The organism is Mycolicibacterium grossiae (assembly GCF_008329645.1).
GTDB classification, from domain to species: Bacteria; Actinomycetota; Actinomycetes; order Mycobacteriales; family Mycobacteriaceae; genus Mycobacterium; species Mycobacterium grossiae.
Genome location: NZ_CP043474.1, coordinates 2,390,711 through 2,404,308, shown reverse-complemented (window position 1 = coordinate 2,404,308; position 13,598 = coordinate 2,390,711). Strand labels below are relative to the sequence as shown.

Below are 13,598 nucleotides of genomic sequence, written 5' to 3'. Positions count from 1 at the left end.
TCCTACCTAGCGCTTCTTGCCGGTGCGCCGGCGTCGGACGATGAGCTTGTCGCTCGGCTTGTTGGGCTTGCGGGTGCGGCCCTCGGGCTTGCCCCACGGGCTGACCGGGTGGCGACCACCGGAGGTCTTGCCCTCGCCGCCACCGTGCGGGTGGTCGACCGGGTTCATCACGACACCGCGGACGGTGGGGCGCTTGCCCTTCCACCGCATGCGGCCAGCCTTGCCCCAGTTGATGTTCGCCTGCTCGGCGTTGCCGACCTCGCCGACGGTGGCGCGGCAGCGCACGTCGACGCGGCGGATCTCACCCGAGGGCATGCGCAGGGCCGCGTAGGTGCCCTCCTTGCCGAGCAGCTGGATGCTGACGCCGGCGGAGCGGGCCAGCTTGGCGCCGCCGCCCGGGCGCAGCTCCACGGCGTGGATGACCGTACCGGCGGGGATGTTGCGCAGCGGCAGGTTGTTGCCCGGCTTGATGTCGGCGTTGGCGCCCGACTCCACGATCGTGCCCTGACGCAGACCCTGCGGCGCGATGATGTAGCGCTTCTCGCCGTCCAGGTAGTGCAGCAGCGCGATGTTCGCGGTGCGGTTGGGGTCGTACTCGATGTGCGCGACCTTGGCGTCGACGCCGTCCTTGTCGTGGCGACGGAAGTCGATCACGCGGTACGCACGCTTGTGGCCGCCACCCTTGTGCCGGGTGGTGATGCGGCCGTGCGCGTTGCGGCCACCGGTGCCGTGCAGCGGCTTGACGAGCGACTTCTCCGGCGTCGACCGGGTGATCTCGGCGAAGTCCGAGACGCTCGAACCGCGGCGACCCGGGGTCGTCGGCTTGTACTTGCGAATAGCCATCTCTAAGTCTTCCTAAGTCCTTCGCGGGCCCGTCAGGCCGGCGCTCCGAAGAGGTCGATCGGCTTGCTGCCCGCGGCCAGCGTGACGATGGCGCGCTTGGTGCCCTTGCGCTGGCCGTAGCCGGTGCGGGTGCGCTTGCGCTTGCCCTGCCGGTTGGCCGTGTTCACCGAGTCGACCTTGACGTCGAAGATCTTCTCGATCGCGATCTTGATCTGCGTCTTGTTCGAGGACGGGTGCACGACGAACGTGTACACGTTGTCCTCGATCAGGGCGTAGCTCTTCTCGGAGATGACCGGGGCCAGGATGATGTCGCGGGGATCGGTCACGGTAGCCATCAGGCCGACACCTCTTCCTTGGTCTTGCTCGCCCGCGCGATGTAGGCGTTGAGCGCCTCGACGCTGAACACCACGTCGTCGGCGTTGAGCACGTCGTACGTGTTGAGCTGGTCCGGCGAGATGACGTGCACGCCGGGCAGGTTGCGCACGCTGCGGGTGCCCACCTCGTCGGTGCGCCCGATGACGACGAGCACCTTGTGCCGTCCGGGCGTGCGATCGGCGAAGAGGCTGCCCAGGAAGGCCTTGGCCTCCTTGGTCGACGGCGTCTGGCCGCTGATCAGCTCGGTGACCGCGTGGATCCGGTCGTTGCGGGCCCGGTCGGACAGCGCACCGCGCAGCGCGGCGGCGATCATCTTCTTGGGCGTCCGCTCGCTGTAGTCGCGCGGCTTGGGTCCGTGCACCGTGCCACCACCGGTGAACTGCGGTGCGCGGGTCGAACCCTGACGGGCGCGGCCGGTGCCCTTCTGGCGGTACGGCTTCTTGCCGCCGCCGGAGACCTCACCGCGGGTCTTGGTCGAGTGCGTGCCCTGGCGGGCGGCCGCGAGCTGCGCGGTCACCACCTGGTGCATCAGAGCGATGTTCGGCTCCACGTCGAACAGCTCGGCGGGCAGCTCGACGCTGCCCTCGCTCGAACCGCCCGGGGTACGAACGTCGATGGACTTGGCCATTACTTCTCACCTCGCTTGATCGCGCTGCGAACCACGACGAGTCCGCCGTTGCGGCCGGGGATGGCGCCCTTGATCAGGATGACGCCGTTCTCGGCGTCGACCTTGTGCACCTTCAGGTTCTGCGTGGTGACGCGGTCGCTACCCATGCGGCCCGACATGCGGGTGCCCTTGAAGACGCGACCCGGGGTGGCGCAGCCACCGATCGAGCCGGGGCGCCGGTGCACGGCCTGCGCGCCGTGGGCTGCGCCCTGGCCGCGGAAGCCGTGCCGCTTCATCGTGCCGGCGAAGCCCTTGCCCTTGCTGGTGCCGGTCACGTCGACGTACGTGCCGTCGGCGAAGATCTCGGCGGTCAGCTCCTGGCCGACCTCGTACTCCGCGGCGGCGGCCTCGTCGTCGAGCCGCAGCTCGGCGAGGTGGCGGCGCGGGTTGACGCCCGCGGCGGCGTACTGACCGGTGACCGGCTTGGTCACCTTGCGGGGGCTGATCTCACCGTAGGCGAGCTGGACGGCGCTGTAGCCGTCGCGCTCGGTCGTGCGGATGCGGGTCACCACGTTGGGGCCGGCCTTGACGACCGTGACCGGGACGACCCGGTTGTTCTCGTCGAACACCTGCGTCATGCCCAGCTTGGTGCCCAGAATTCCCTTGCGTGCCATGAGTTCTGGTTCTCCTACTGGATGTTCACGTCGACGCTGGCCGGCAGATCGATGCGCATGAGAGCGTCCACGGTCTTCGGCGTCGGGTCGAGGATGTCGATGAGGCGCTTGTGCGTGCGCATCTCGAAGTGCTCCCGCGAGTCCTTGTACTTGTGCGGGGACCGGATGACGCAGTACACGTTCTTCTCGGTCGGCAGCGGCACCGGGCCGACCACGCTCGCGCCCGTCCGGGTGACCGTCTCGACGATCTTGCGCGCAGAGGCGTCGATCGCCTCGTGGTCGTAGGCCTTCAGCCTGATGCGGATCTTCTGTCCCGCCACGCTTCTCCTACCTCACTGTTCGTGGCCCACACTCGGTGGACCCTTATGGGCCTGGTGTCGCCGGCACGCCGGGAGGAACCCGGTCGCGCGCAGCTGTGCCGCCGCTGTTTTCCTGTCTGTGGTTCACCGACCCCCGCGCTCGGGTGTGTCGCCCGCGCGCACACTCGTCCGCGTCGGAAATCCGTCACGCTCGAGGTGGGGACCGGATGCACCCGTACGGGTGCTGGTCGCATGCCTGTGCCCGGCGGACCCGTGAGGGTACGTCCCGGCTGCAGGCAACCCGAACAGTATGCCTGACGATCTGCCCTCGGCCAAATCCCGTGACCAGCGGCGCAGTCGTCCGCGCGCCGGCCCCCGGGAGCCGTCATTCGGCCGTGACGAAGCCCTTCGCGACCATCCAGTCCCGGGCCACCACGCTCGGGTCCCGGCCGTCGACGTCGACCTGCTTGTTCATCTCGATGATGGCCTCGTTCGTCAGCGCCGCGGTCACCGGGGCCGTCACCTCCGCGATCTCGGGGTGCGCCTCGAAGAAGGACCGCTTCATGGTGACCGACGGGTTGTAGTGCGCGAAGAACTGCTTGTCGTCGGTGAGCACCGTCAGGTCGAGCGCGGCGATGCGCCCGTCGGTGGTGAACACCTCGCCGAAGTCGCACTGCGTGGCGTCGGCCGTGGCCTGGTAGATGATGCCGACCTGCAGGATCGGCGTCTGCGCGCGGGCCGCGTCGAAGCCGTAGGCCGCGGCCATGCCGGGGAAGCCGTCCTGGCGCGCCCGGAATTCGGTGTCCACGCAGGTGCGTGCCGCCGCCGGGTCGCGACGCACCAGGTCGGCGTACTGCGAGAGCGTGCGCACCCCGGTCCGGTCGATGGTCGCCGTGCTGGCGGCGAGCGCGTAGGTGTCGTCCATCGGACCCGGTTCCAACCACACCATGTCGTTGCGGGCCAAGTCCTCGTCGCGCACGGACTCGAACTGCTTGCGGGTGTCGGGGATCGGCAGCTCGTGGCCGAGGTAGTTGATCCAGGCGTTGCCGGTGAACTCGTAGGCGACGTCGACCTGGTCGGACAGCTGCGCCTCCCGGGTGGACCGGGAACCCACGATCCCGGTGAGGTCGCGGACGTCGGCGCCGGCGGCCGAGAGCGCGTACTCCAGGACGTAGCCGAGGATGACCTGTTCGGTGTACTCCTTCGAGCCGACGGTGATCTCGACGCCCTTCAGGCCGGGCGTCGGTTGGATGGAGCCGGGTCCGACGCGCAGCGGGACGCTGCTGCCGGAGCCCAGCCCGCACCCCACCAGTCCCACCGCGCACACCGCGGCGAGCACCGCCCGCAGGCCCGCCCGGGTCATCGCAGCCCCTTCGGGTTGAGGAAGTACTCGGCCAGGCCGCCCAGCCAGTCGACCAGCAGTGCCAGGCACACCGCGAGCACGCTGCCAAGGATCAGCGTCACGTCGTCCTGCAACTTGTAGCCGGTGTCGATGAGGATGCCGAGCCCGCCGGCGTTGACGAGGAACGACAGCGTGGCGGTGCCGACGGCCAGCACCAGCGACGTGCGCAGGCCGGCCAGGATGTAGGGCACCGCGAGCGGCAGCTCGACCCGCAGCAGCAGCGACCGGCGCGACAGTCCCTGCCCGCGGCCGGCGTCGACCAGTGCCTCGTCCACCTCGTCGATGCCGAGGATGGTGCTGGAGAGCACCGGGAGCAGCGAGTACAGCGCGATCGGCAGCACGCCGATCCAGAAGCCGGTCGTCGCGGTGAGCAGGAACAGCAGCACCAGCAGGCCGATGGCCGGCGCCGCCTGGCCGACGTTGGCGATGCCGACCACCAGCGGCCGCAACCGCCGGGCACCCGGCCGGGTGACCAGGACGCCGAGCGGCACCCCGACGGCGAGCACGATCACGGTGACCGCGGCCGTGATGAGCAGGTGCTGCCAGATCAACAGGGCCACGTTCGCGGCGTTGACGTTCTCCTGCTGGGTGGCGGTGAGGTCGCGGTCGAACGCCCAGAACACCACGGCGGCACCGACGACCAGCACCAGGGCGGGCTGGATCAGCAGCCGGAGCCGCTCGGCGCGGCCCCGTACCGCGGTGGCGGTGCCGGAGGTGGTGTCGGTGGCGGTCACGGGCCGGTCTGCTCCGCCGTCGGGCCGGCTTCCTCGTGCGTCGCCTCGCTGCGCAGCCGGGTGATGGTGTCGATGAGCGTGTCCAGGGTGACGACGCCGGCGTAGCGGTGCTCGGCGTCGGCGACCACGGCCGACGCGTGCTGCTCGGCGAGGATGGCCTCCAGCGCGTCCTCGAGCGTGGCGCGGGTGCTGACGACGTCGAGGTGCTCGGTGACGTCGGCGAGCGCGTTCGCGTGGGCGAGTTCGCTCTCGCGCACCCAGCTCACCGGGCGGTCCCGCGCGTCGAGCACCACGGCCCAGTCGAACTCGCTGCCTGCCAGCGCGGCGCGCACCGCGTCCACCCCGTCGTCCTCGCGGACCGAGGGATGCGTCCGCAGGGCGACGTCCTCGACCCGCAGCAGTCCGAGCTGGCGCAGCGAGGCGCCCGACCCGACGAAGCCGGCGACGGTCTCGTCGGCGGGGTTGGCGAGGATCGTCTGCGGGGTGTCGTACTGCAGCACCGCCGACTTCGGGCCGAGGACGGCGATGCGGTCCCCCAGCTTCACGGCCTCGCCGAAGTCGTGCGTGACGAACACGATGGTCTTGCCGAGTTCGCCCTGCAGGCGCAGCAGCTCGTCCTGCAGCGCGCTGCGGGTGATGGGGTCGACGGCGCCGAACGGCTCGTCCATCAGCAGCACCGGCGGGTCGGCGGCCAGCGCGCGGGCCACGCCGACGCGCTGCTGCTGGCCGCCGGACAGCTGCCGCGGGTAGCGCTCGGCGTACTGGCGGGGTTCCAGACCGACGGTGTCGAGCAGTTGGTCGACGCGCTCGTCGATCTTCTTGCGGCTCCACTTCAGCAGGCCCGGCACCAGGCCGACGTTCTGCCGGATGGTCATGTGCGGGAACAGCCCCGCCTGCTGGATGGCGTACCCGATCGACCGGCGCAGCTGGGTCGGCTTGATGGACAGCGCATCCTCGTCGCCGATGAGCACGCGGCCCGAGGTGGGCTCGCTGAGCCGGTTGATCATCCGCATCGTCGTGGTCTTGCCGCAGCCCGACGGGCCCACGAACACCACGATCTCGCCGGCGGGGATGTCCAGCGAGACGTCGTCGACCGCCGGCGAGTCCGAGCCGGGATAGACCTTGGACACGTGGTCGAGCAGGATGCGGACGCCGGTGGGTCCGTCGGACGGGGCGGGGAGGGTCGCGGCGGAGGTTGTCACTGAATGCCTTTCGACGTCGTGAGGCGGCCGAGCAGGACCAGCGCCGCGTCGAGCGCGAGCGCGAGGATGACGATGAGCAGGGTGCCGGTGAGCGCCATCGGCAGCGCGGTGGGACTGCCGACCCGCGCGAGGCCGGCGAAGATGAGGTTGCCCAGCCCCGGCCCCTTGACGTACGCCGCGATCGCCAGCACGCCCATCGACATCTGGGTGGACAGCCGCATCGCGGACAGGATCGACGGCCACACCAGGCGCAGCTCCACCCGGCGCAGCGTCTGCAGGCGGCTCAGGCCGATGCCGTGCGCCGCATCGATGAGCGCGGGGTCGACGGCATTGAGGCCGACGATGGTGTTCCGGATGATCGGCAGCAGCGAGTACAGCACCAGCGCGGTGACGCTGGTGATGACGCCGAGACCGAACAGCGGGATCAGCAGACCGAGCAGCGCGAAGGCCGGGACCGTCAGGATGACGCTCGACGTCGTGGTCGCGAGGTCGGACGCCCAGCGGCTGCGGTAGGCGGCGACGCCGATCGCCACGCCGATGACGGTGGCGATCAGCACGCTCTGCACGACGGCGCTGACGTGCTGGTAGCTGTCGAACAGGAGCTGCGCGCGGTGTTCGTCGACGTAGGTCCACAGTGCCTCCACCGTGCCCGCCATCCGTGTCCCGTCCCCTCGTCGCCCGGCGCCACTGCCGGGCCGTCGCCGGACCGTAGCCCGAACCGCCGATCGGCAAACCTCGAATGCGCGCAATGCCTGGTCAGCGGTGAGCGAAAGGCGGGGCAGTCAGCGTCGAATGCCCGTCCAGAACTCGCACTGGTGCACGCGAGCGAAGTCGTCGGCCACCCCGATGGCCTCCGGTCGCAGGATCAGGCGCCGCCCGTCGGAGGCCTGGGGCCACTCCGGCAGGCCGTCGACGGCGGGTTCGCCGTCGCGGACGAACGCGCTCCAGTAGTCGAGCATCTGGTCGGACAGCACCTGCTGGGCCGGTGTGAACGGGCGCGCGCCGCCCACGTCGAACAGGTAGCGCAGCTCCAGTGAGTGGCTGGCGCCCACCGGGAACGGCAGCGTGTAGAAGGGTTCCGGCGCCGGCGCGCGCGGATCGTCGAACTCGTAGGCGTAGACCGGCGCATGCGGTGCCAGGTCGTCGACGAGGCGCGCGTCGACGCAGGCGAACGCCGCGTCGGTGACCGCCGCGGAGTAGGCGAGCGGCGCGCTGCCACCGAAGCGGTCGAGCGGATACCGCGCCGCGACCGCGCCGGCGTCGCGGCCGCCGAACGTCTCGGCCAGCACGCGCGGGTAGTCCGCACCGGCCAGCTCCTCGCCGCGGAGGTACTGCAGGGCCATGAACAGCGTGAACTCGTCGCGGTTGCTGCCGATCAGCACCGGGACGCGCGCGGCGTCGCCGGCCGCGAGCGCGGCCATCGGGTCCCGGGGCAGCTCGGCGCTACCGGTCACCGGCCCGGACAGCGCGTCCTCGCCGATCCGGTAGTAGCGCACCGGGTCGCGCAGCCGGTTGACCGGCAGTGCCCGCAGGCAGGCGGCCGCGGTCGCGGGGTCCGCGCAGCCGGCGTCGCGTGCGTAGTCGATGCTGATGCGTTCGGCCTCCGGGAGCGCCAGCTGTGCCTGGCACGGCCCGCTCTGGATGATGGCGGCCCGGAACAGTCCCGCCGATCCGGGGGCGACGAGGTGGTCGCGCACACCGACATGCCGCCCGCGGATTCGCCGGCGATCGTGACCCGGTCGGGATCGCCGCCGAAGGCCGCGATGTTGTCGTGCACCCAGCGCAGCGCAGCCTGCTGGTCGGCCAGCCCGTAATTGCCGACGGCGCCGGGCGCGCCGAGGGCGGGGTGGGCGAGGAAGCCCAGCGCGCCGAGCCGGTAGTTGAGCGTCACGACGACGACGTCGCCGCGGGTGGCCAGCCAGCGCGAGTCGTAGATGCCGCCGCTGCCGTTGATGAAGGCGCCGCCGTGGATCCACACCAGGACCGCGCGCGGGTTGGTCGACACCGGCGGGGTCCACACGTTCAGCGTCAGGCAGTCCTCGTCGGTCTGCCTGCCCATCTCGAGGTCGCCGATGTCCTGGATGCAGCGCGGCCCGAGCTTCGTGGCGTCGCGCTCGGACGGCCACGGGGCGGCGGGCGCGGGCGGCTGCCAGCGCAGCGGGCCCACCGGCGGTGCGGCATACGGCAGACCGCCGAAGAAGCGGTGGTCGTCGGCCACCACGCCGCGCACGGACCCACCCGCGGTCTGAACCACGGCCGGGTCGGCCGGTGGCGTGGCCGGCGCGGCGGTCTCTCGGCCGCAGCCGAGGATCAGCGCCACGCAGGCGGCCACGACCATCGTGAGCCGGCCGATCCGCAGTGGGGTCACGACCGCCGAGCCTAGGCCAGCGGCGCCCGGCGGCGATTCCCGCAATCCGGCCATCGCGCCGCCGGGCGGCTCCTAAGCTCCACTCGACACGCGTCAACAGCCCCGGCGCAGAGCGAGGAGTCGTCATGAGCACCCCCACGATGGACGAAGCGGCCAAGGTCCTGGCAGACCCGTCGGCGTACGCCGACGACGCTCGGCTGCACGCGGCGCTGAGCCATCTGCGGGCGCACGAACCCGTTGCGTGGGTGGACAATCCGCCGTACCGGCCGTTCTGGGCGATCACCCGGCACGCCGACATCATGGCGGTCGAGCGGGCCAACGATCTGTTCCTGTCCGAGCCGCGGCCGCTGCTCGCGACGGCCGAGGCCGACGACGTACTGAAGGCCCAGCTGGAGGCGGGCATCGGCCTGCGCACGCTGATCCACATGGACGATCCGCACCACCGCAAGGTGCGCGCGATCGGCGCCGACTGGTTCCGGCCGAAGGCGATGCGGGCGTTGAAGCTGCGCGTCGACGAGCTGGCCAAGCGCTACGTGGACCAGATGCGCGACATCGGCCCGGAATGCGACTTCGTCACCGACATCGCCGTCCAGTTCCCGCTGTACGTGATCATGTCGCTGCTCGGCCTGCCCGAGGAGGACTACGGCCGCATGCACATGCTGACCCAGGAGATGTTCGGCGGCGACGACGAGGAGTTCCAGCGCGGCAAGACACCCGAGGACATGCTCGCGGTGCTGGCCGACTTCTTCGACTACTTCTCCCGCCTGACCGCGTCGCGCCGGGAGACCCCGACCGACGATCTCGCTTCGGCGATCGCCAACGGCCGCGTCGACGGCGGGCCGCTGAGCGACATGGACACCGTCTCCTACTACGTCATCGTCGCGAGCGCCGGCCACGACACCACCAAGGACGCCATCTCCGGCGGCCTGCACGCGCTGATCGCGAATCCCGGCGAACGCGAGCGGCTGCGCCGCGACCCGGGCCTGATGGGCACGGCGGTCGAGGAGATGATCCGCTGGTCGACGCCGGTCAAGGAGTTCATGCGGACCGCGGCCGAGGACACCGAGGTGCGCGGCGTGCCGATCGCCAAGGGCGACTCGGTGTACCTCGCGTACGTGTCGGGCAACCGCGACGAGGAGATCTTCGACGAGCCGTTCCGCTTCGACGTGGGCCGCGACCCCAACAAGCACCTCTCGTTCGGCTACGGCGTGCACTTCTGCCTGGGCGCGGCGCTGGCGAGGATGGAGATGAACAGCCTCTTCACCGAGCTGCTCCCCCGTCTCGACGCGATCGAACTGGCCGGCGAGCCGGAACTGACCGCGACGACGTTCGTCGGTGGGCTCAAGCACCTGCCGATTCGGTACTCGCTGCGGTAGTCCCGCCGCGCGGACGGGCGTGGGTGGCCAGAAAGCCGTCCACGGCCACCTCGGCGATGTCGGAGTAGTCGAAGTCGGGCAGCGTGCTGAGCTTGCCCAGCACGATCGGCCCCAGGAGCAGCGCCGCGGCACGGGTCCGGTCGACCTCGCCGAGCACCGCGACGGCGTCGGGGCTGTCCAGGATCGCGTCGAAGGGCGCGGCGTACTGCTCGGCGACGCGCTCGCGCAGCGTCTGCACCTCGCGACTCTCCGCCGTCGCCCGGCCGCGTCCCCACGGCAGCTGTTCCATGTCGCCGCCGAGCGCCAGCCAGGACATCGCGGCGATGCTGACCGGCGCCTCGGCGATCAGGGCGGCCTGGGCACGGACCAGCGCCACCAGGCGGTCGCGCAGCGAACCGTCGTCGGGCGGGGTGGGCGCCGGCGGGATCAACGCGTGGAACGCGGCGGCCAGCAGGTCGTTGCCGCTCGGGAAGTGTCGGTAGAGCGTCGCCCGCGCGACGTTCGAGGCGCGGGTGACGGCGTCGACCGTGACCGCGCTGGGACCGCCGGCGCTGAGCAGTGCCGTCGCCGCGTCGAGCAGGCGCGCCCGGGAGCGCGCCGGCCGAGGATCGGTGCGGCCAGCGGACATCGGTTTGAATCCCTTCGCGACGGGAAACAAGACTGTTAGTCTCGCATCAAGACGGCGTGTCTTGGAAGTATCGCATCGGCGGAGGGATCCCCACGTGGCCGACGCACTCGCTCCGCCCGACCAGCCTACCGACGCCGCCATGGCGGCTCTCTCCTCGCGCGCCCGGCTGTGGCTGCTGATCGTGGCCTGCCTCGACGTCAGCCTCGTCGTGTCGTCGATGATCGCGCTCAACACCGCCCTCGGCGACATCGCCGTGGACACCGCCGCCACGCAGGCGCAGCTCACCTGGGTCGTCGACGGATACACGCTGGTGCTCGCGTGCCTACTGCTGCCCGCCGGAGCCCTCGGCGACCGCTACGGCCGGCGCGGTGCGCTGCTGTGCGGCCTCGCCATCTTCGCGGTCGCGTCGTTCGCCCCGGTGGTGTTCGACAGCCCGATGCAGATCATCGCCGCGCGCGCCGTGGCGGGTGCGGGGGCGGCGTTCATCATGCCCGCCACGCTGTCCTTGCTGACCGCGGCCTACCCGCGCCAGGAGCGCAACAAGGCGGTCGGCATCTGGGCGGGGGTGGTCGGCTCGGGTGCGGTGTTCGGCTTCATCGGCTCGGGTCTGCTGCTGCACGCCTTCGCCTGGCAGTCGATCTTCTGGACCTTCGCCGGTGCCACCGCGGTGCTCTTCGTACTGACCCTCACCGTCTCTTCGTCGCGCGACGAGAACGCCACGCCGCTGGACTGGCGCGGCGCCGCGCTCATCGGGGGTGCGGTCGCGATCTTCGTCTTCGGCATCGTCGAGGCGCCGGTGCGCGGGTGGACTCACCCCCTGGTGTGGGGCTGCATCGCGGCGGGAGTCGCGATGGCCGCGGCCTTCGCGTTCGTGCAGCTGCGCCTCCCCCATCCCCTGCTCGACGTCCGGCTGTTCGGACGGCCGGACTTCGCCACCGGAGCCGTCGGCATCACCATCCTGTTCTTCGCCAACTTCGGCTTCTTCTTCGTGGCGATCCAATACATCCAGCTGGTGATGGGCTACAGCGCACTGCACACGGCGTTCGCCATCGCACCGCTGATCGGGCCGGTGCTGGTACTCAGCGCCACGAACGAGTGGTACCTGCCGCGGGTGGGGCTGCGGCTGGTGCTGACGGTGGGTCTGGTGCTGCTGGCCGCGGGTCTGTTCTGCATGCGGCTGCTCGAGGTGGACTCGGACTACCTCGCGGTGGCCTGGCCGCTGCTCGTCATGAGCACCGGCATCGGATTGTGCACGGCGCCAACCACGTCGGCGGTGATGGGTGCCGTGCCCGATGAGAAGCAGGGCGTCGCCTCGGCGGTGAACGACGCCACCCGCGAGATCGGCGCCGCGCTCGGCATCGCGGTGGCCGGCTCCATTCTCGCCGCGCACTACGGCACCGCACTGGGTCCCCGCCTGGCCGACCTCCCGGAGTCGGTGCGCGGACCGGCCACCGACTCGCTCGCCCAGGCGCTCGCCGTGTCCGAACGGCTCGGCCCGGCCGGTCCCCGACTCGCCGACCTGGCACGGGTGGCGTTCCTCGAGTCGATGAATGCGTCGCTGGTGGTGTTGGCCGGCGTCATCGTGGCAGCGGCCGCCGTGATCGCGTTGTGGGCGCCCGGACGCGACGGCCGCCAGTTGCGGTTCGTGCGCCGGCTGCTCGACCGCCGGTCATCCACGGTCACGCACTGACGAATTCCGCTGCCCGACTTCCGATCATGACGATCGTGGCGTGCGGTCCGCGGCTGGTGATGTCGGGCATGATCGACCCGTCCACCACCCAGAGCCCGCCGACGCCGAGCACCCGGCAGCGCTCGTCGAGCACCTCGCCCAACGGCGCCGATCCGCACAGGTGTTGCGATGTCGACCAATGCGCCTGTCGCGCCGCATAACCCGTACCGGCCAGGTCGTGCGCGAGGTCGGCCCCGGCGGTCAGCGCGGCCACGTCGTCGGGTTCGGTGTCGTAGCGGTGCTCGATGCGCGGCGCGACACCGGGATCCGCCGAGCGCAGCCGGATGCGGCCCCGGGCCCGCGGCCGGGTCAGGGTCACCCCGAGGTGCGGGCGGTCCTCGGGGTGCTCCGGTCCGCCGGTCATCGCACCGAAACCCGTGGTGTAGGGCCGTATCTCGAGACCGTCGGTCACCAGGACGGCCTCCAGCGGCGGACGCCCGGGGGCGGCCGGCCAGTCGACGGGCAGCACCCACTCGGGGTGGTCGACGCACCGCGCCCCCACCGGCAGGTCCGCATGCACCGGCACGTCGAGGGCCCGCAGGTCCGCCGCGGGCCCCACGCCGGACAGCAGCAGCAGGTGTGCGCTGCCGATGGCCCCCGCCGAGAGCACGATGCGGTCCGCCGTCAGCGTCCGGGCGCCGTCGGGACCGACGCAGTCGACGCCCGTCGCCCGGCCGCCGGAGATCCGGATGCGGTGCACCGCGGTGCGGTCGAGCACCCGCAGGTTCGGCCGGTGCGCGGCCGGTGCGAGGAAGGCGCCGCCGGGTCCGACCCGGGTGCCGCGGTCGATGTTGAGCGGTACTGCACCGACTCCCGGCCGGGGCGGCGCATCGGGGCTGACGCCGTTGAGGTCCTCGATCCATGGGTAGCCGAGCGCCCGCGCCGCCTCCACGAACGCGACGGCGCCCTGCTCGAGGTCGGTCACCCGGCGGATCAGCATGGGCCCCGCGTCGCCGTGCAGCGGCCCGCCGTGGTCGCGGTCGGTCTCGATGGCCCGGAAGTGCGGGAGGACGTCGTCCCATGACCAGCCCGGCATCTGCCAGGCGGCGAAGTCCGCGGGCAGGCCACGGCAGAAGTAGCCGCCGTTGACTGCGCCCGAGCCGCCGACCACGGCCCCGCGCATCAGCACCGCCGGGCGGAGCGGGTCCTCGGTCAACGTCGTCGCGTACCGGCGCACCACGGAGCTGGCGTCGCCGATCGGCAGCCGCAGACCGTCGCTGATCTGTGCCGCCACCCCCGGGTCCGAGAGGCCGGGGCCGGCTTCGACCACCAGCACGCGGCAGTCCGGATCGGCGGAGAGTCGTTCGGCCAGAACGCAACCGGCGCTGCCGGCACCGACGATCAGCACATCGGCAGCCACG

Annotated in this window: 13 protein-coding genes and 1 pseudogene; 2 read left to right on the top strand and 12 right to left on the bottom strand. The window is 71.4% G+C overall.

The window, feature by feature from the left end; all coding sequences use genetic code 11:
- Positions 1-6: 6 nt before the first annotated feature.
- The 10 genes and pseudogenes from rplB to FZ046_RS11390 all read right to left on the bottom strand — a co-directional run bounded on the left by rplB (position 7) and on the right by FZ046_RS11390 (position 8,474).
- Positions 7-843, bottom strand: a complete 837-nt coding sequence (gene rplB / locus FZ046_RS11435; RefSeq protein WP_070352534.1) for a 50S ribosomal protein L2 — start codon at positions 841-843, stop codon at positions 7-9.
- A 32-nt stretch (positions 844-875) separates the two neighbouring features.
- Entirely contained in the window at positions 876-1,178 is a 303-nt protein-coding gene (rplW, locus tag FZ046_RS11430; protein WP_070352535.1) for a 50S ribosomal protein L23, read from the bottom strand.
- Positions 1,178-1,846, bottom strand: a complete 669-nt coding sequence (rplD, locus tag FZ046_RS11425; protein ID WP_070352536.1) for a 50S ribosomal protein L4 — start codon at positions 1,844-1,846, stop codon at positions 1,178-1,180. The genes rplW and rplD overlap by 1 nt, the downstream gene beginning before the upstream one ends.
- On the bottom strand, positions 1,846-2,499 hold the full coding sequence (gene rplC / locus FZ046_RS11420; RefSeq protein WP_070352537.1) for a 50S ribosomal protein L3: 654 nt from the start codon (positions 2,497-2,499) through the stop codon (positions 1,846-1,848). Before rplC ends, rplD begins: the two co-directional genes overlap by 1 nt.
- A 14-nt stretch (positions 2,500-2,513) precedes the next feature.
- Positions 2,514-2,819 (bottom strand): 30S ribosomal protein S10, encoded by a 306-nt coding sequence (gene rpsJ, locus FZ046_RS11415; protein WP_003883485.1) that lies wholly within the window; start codon positions 2,817-2,819, stop codon positions 2,514-2,516.
- 364 nt (positions 2,820-3,183) lie between these two features.
- Positions 3,184-4,161, bottom strand: coding sequence for a glycine betaine ABC transporter substrate-binding protein (locus FZ046_RS11410; protein WP_070352538.1), 978 nt, complete (start codon positions 4,159-4,161; stop codon positions 3,184-3,186).
- On the bottom strand, positions 4,158-4,934 hold the full coding sequence (locus FZ046_RS11405) for an ABC transporter permease (protein ID WP_070352539.1): 777 nt from the start codon (positions 4,932-4,934) through the stop codon (positions 4,158-4,160). Before FZ046_RS11405 ends, FZ046_RS11410 begins: the two co-directional genes overlap by 4 nt.
- Positions 4,931-6,136 carry an ATP-binding cassette domain-containing protein gene (locus FZ046_RS11400; RefSeq protein ID WP_070352540.1) on the bottom strand — a complete coding sequence of 402 codons (1,206 nt, stop codon included), beginning with the start codon at positions 6,134-6,136 and terminating at the stop codon, positions 4,931-4,933. Before FZ046_RS11400 ends, FZ046_RS11405 begins: the two co-directional genes overlap by 4 nt.
- Entirely contained in the window at positions 6,133-6,792 is a 660-nt protein-coding gene (locus tag FZ046_RS11395) for an ABC transporter permease (protein WP_246182966.1), read from the bottom strand. The genes FZ046_RS11400 and FZ046_RS11395 overlap by 4 nt, the downstream gene beginning before the upstream one ends.
- A gap of 126 nt (positions 6,793-6,918) precedes the next feature.
- Positions 6,919-8,474: pseudogene (locus FZ046_RS11390) on the bottom strand (carboxylesterase/lipase family protein).
- 155 nt (positions 8,475-8,629) lie between these two features.
- On the opposite strand from FZ046_RS11390, the gene FZ046_RS11385 reads away from it, so the two are divergent.
- A complete protein-coding gene (locus FZ046_RS11385; protein WP_070352541.1) occupies positions 8,630-9,880 on the top strand; it encodes a cytochrome P450 in 1,251 nt (416 codons plus the stop codon).
- On the opposite strand, the gene FZ046_RS11380 is transcribed toward FZ046_RS11385, so the two are convergent.
- A complete protein-coding gene (locus tag FZ046_RS11380; RefSeq protein ID WP_070352570.1) occupies positions 9,846-10,508 on the bottom strand; it encodes a TetR/AcrR family transcriptional regulator in 663 nt (220 codons plus the stop codon). The two genes, FZ046_RS11385 and FZ046_RS11380, sit on opposite strands and share 35 nt — an antisense overlap.
- Before the next feature lie 94 nt (positions 10,509-10,602).
- Between FZ046_RS11380 and FZ046_RS11375 the strand changes: the two genes are divergently transcribed.
- The gene (locus FZ046_RS11375) at positions 10,603-12,198 is read left to right on the top strand and encodes an MFS transporter (protein ID WP_407664459.1); all 1,596 of its coding nucleotides are present in this window, start codon (positions 10,603-10,605) and stop codon (positions 12,196-12,198) included.
- On the opposite strand, the gene mftG is transcribed toward FZ046_RS11375, so the two are convergent.
- Positions 12,188-13,597 (bottom strand): mycofactocin dehydrogenase MftG, encoded by a 1,410-nt coding sequence (mftG, locus tag FZ046_RS11370; protein ID WP_070352542.1) that lies wholly within the window; start codon positions 13,595-13,597, stop codon positions 12,188-12,190. The two genes, FZ046_RS11375 and mftG, sit on opposite strands and share 11 nt — an antisense overlap.
- Position 13,598 lies beyond the last annotated feature (1 nt).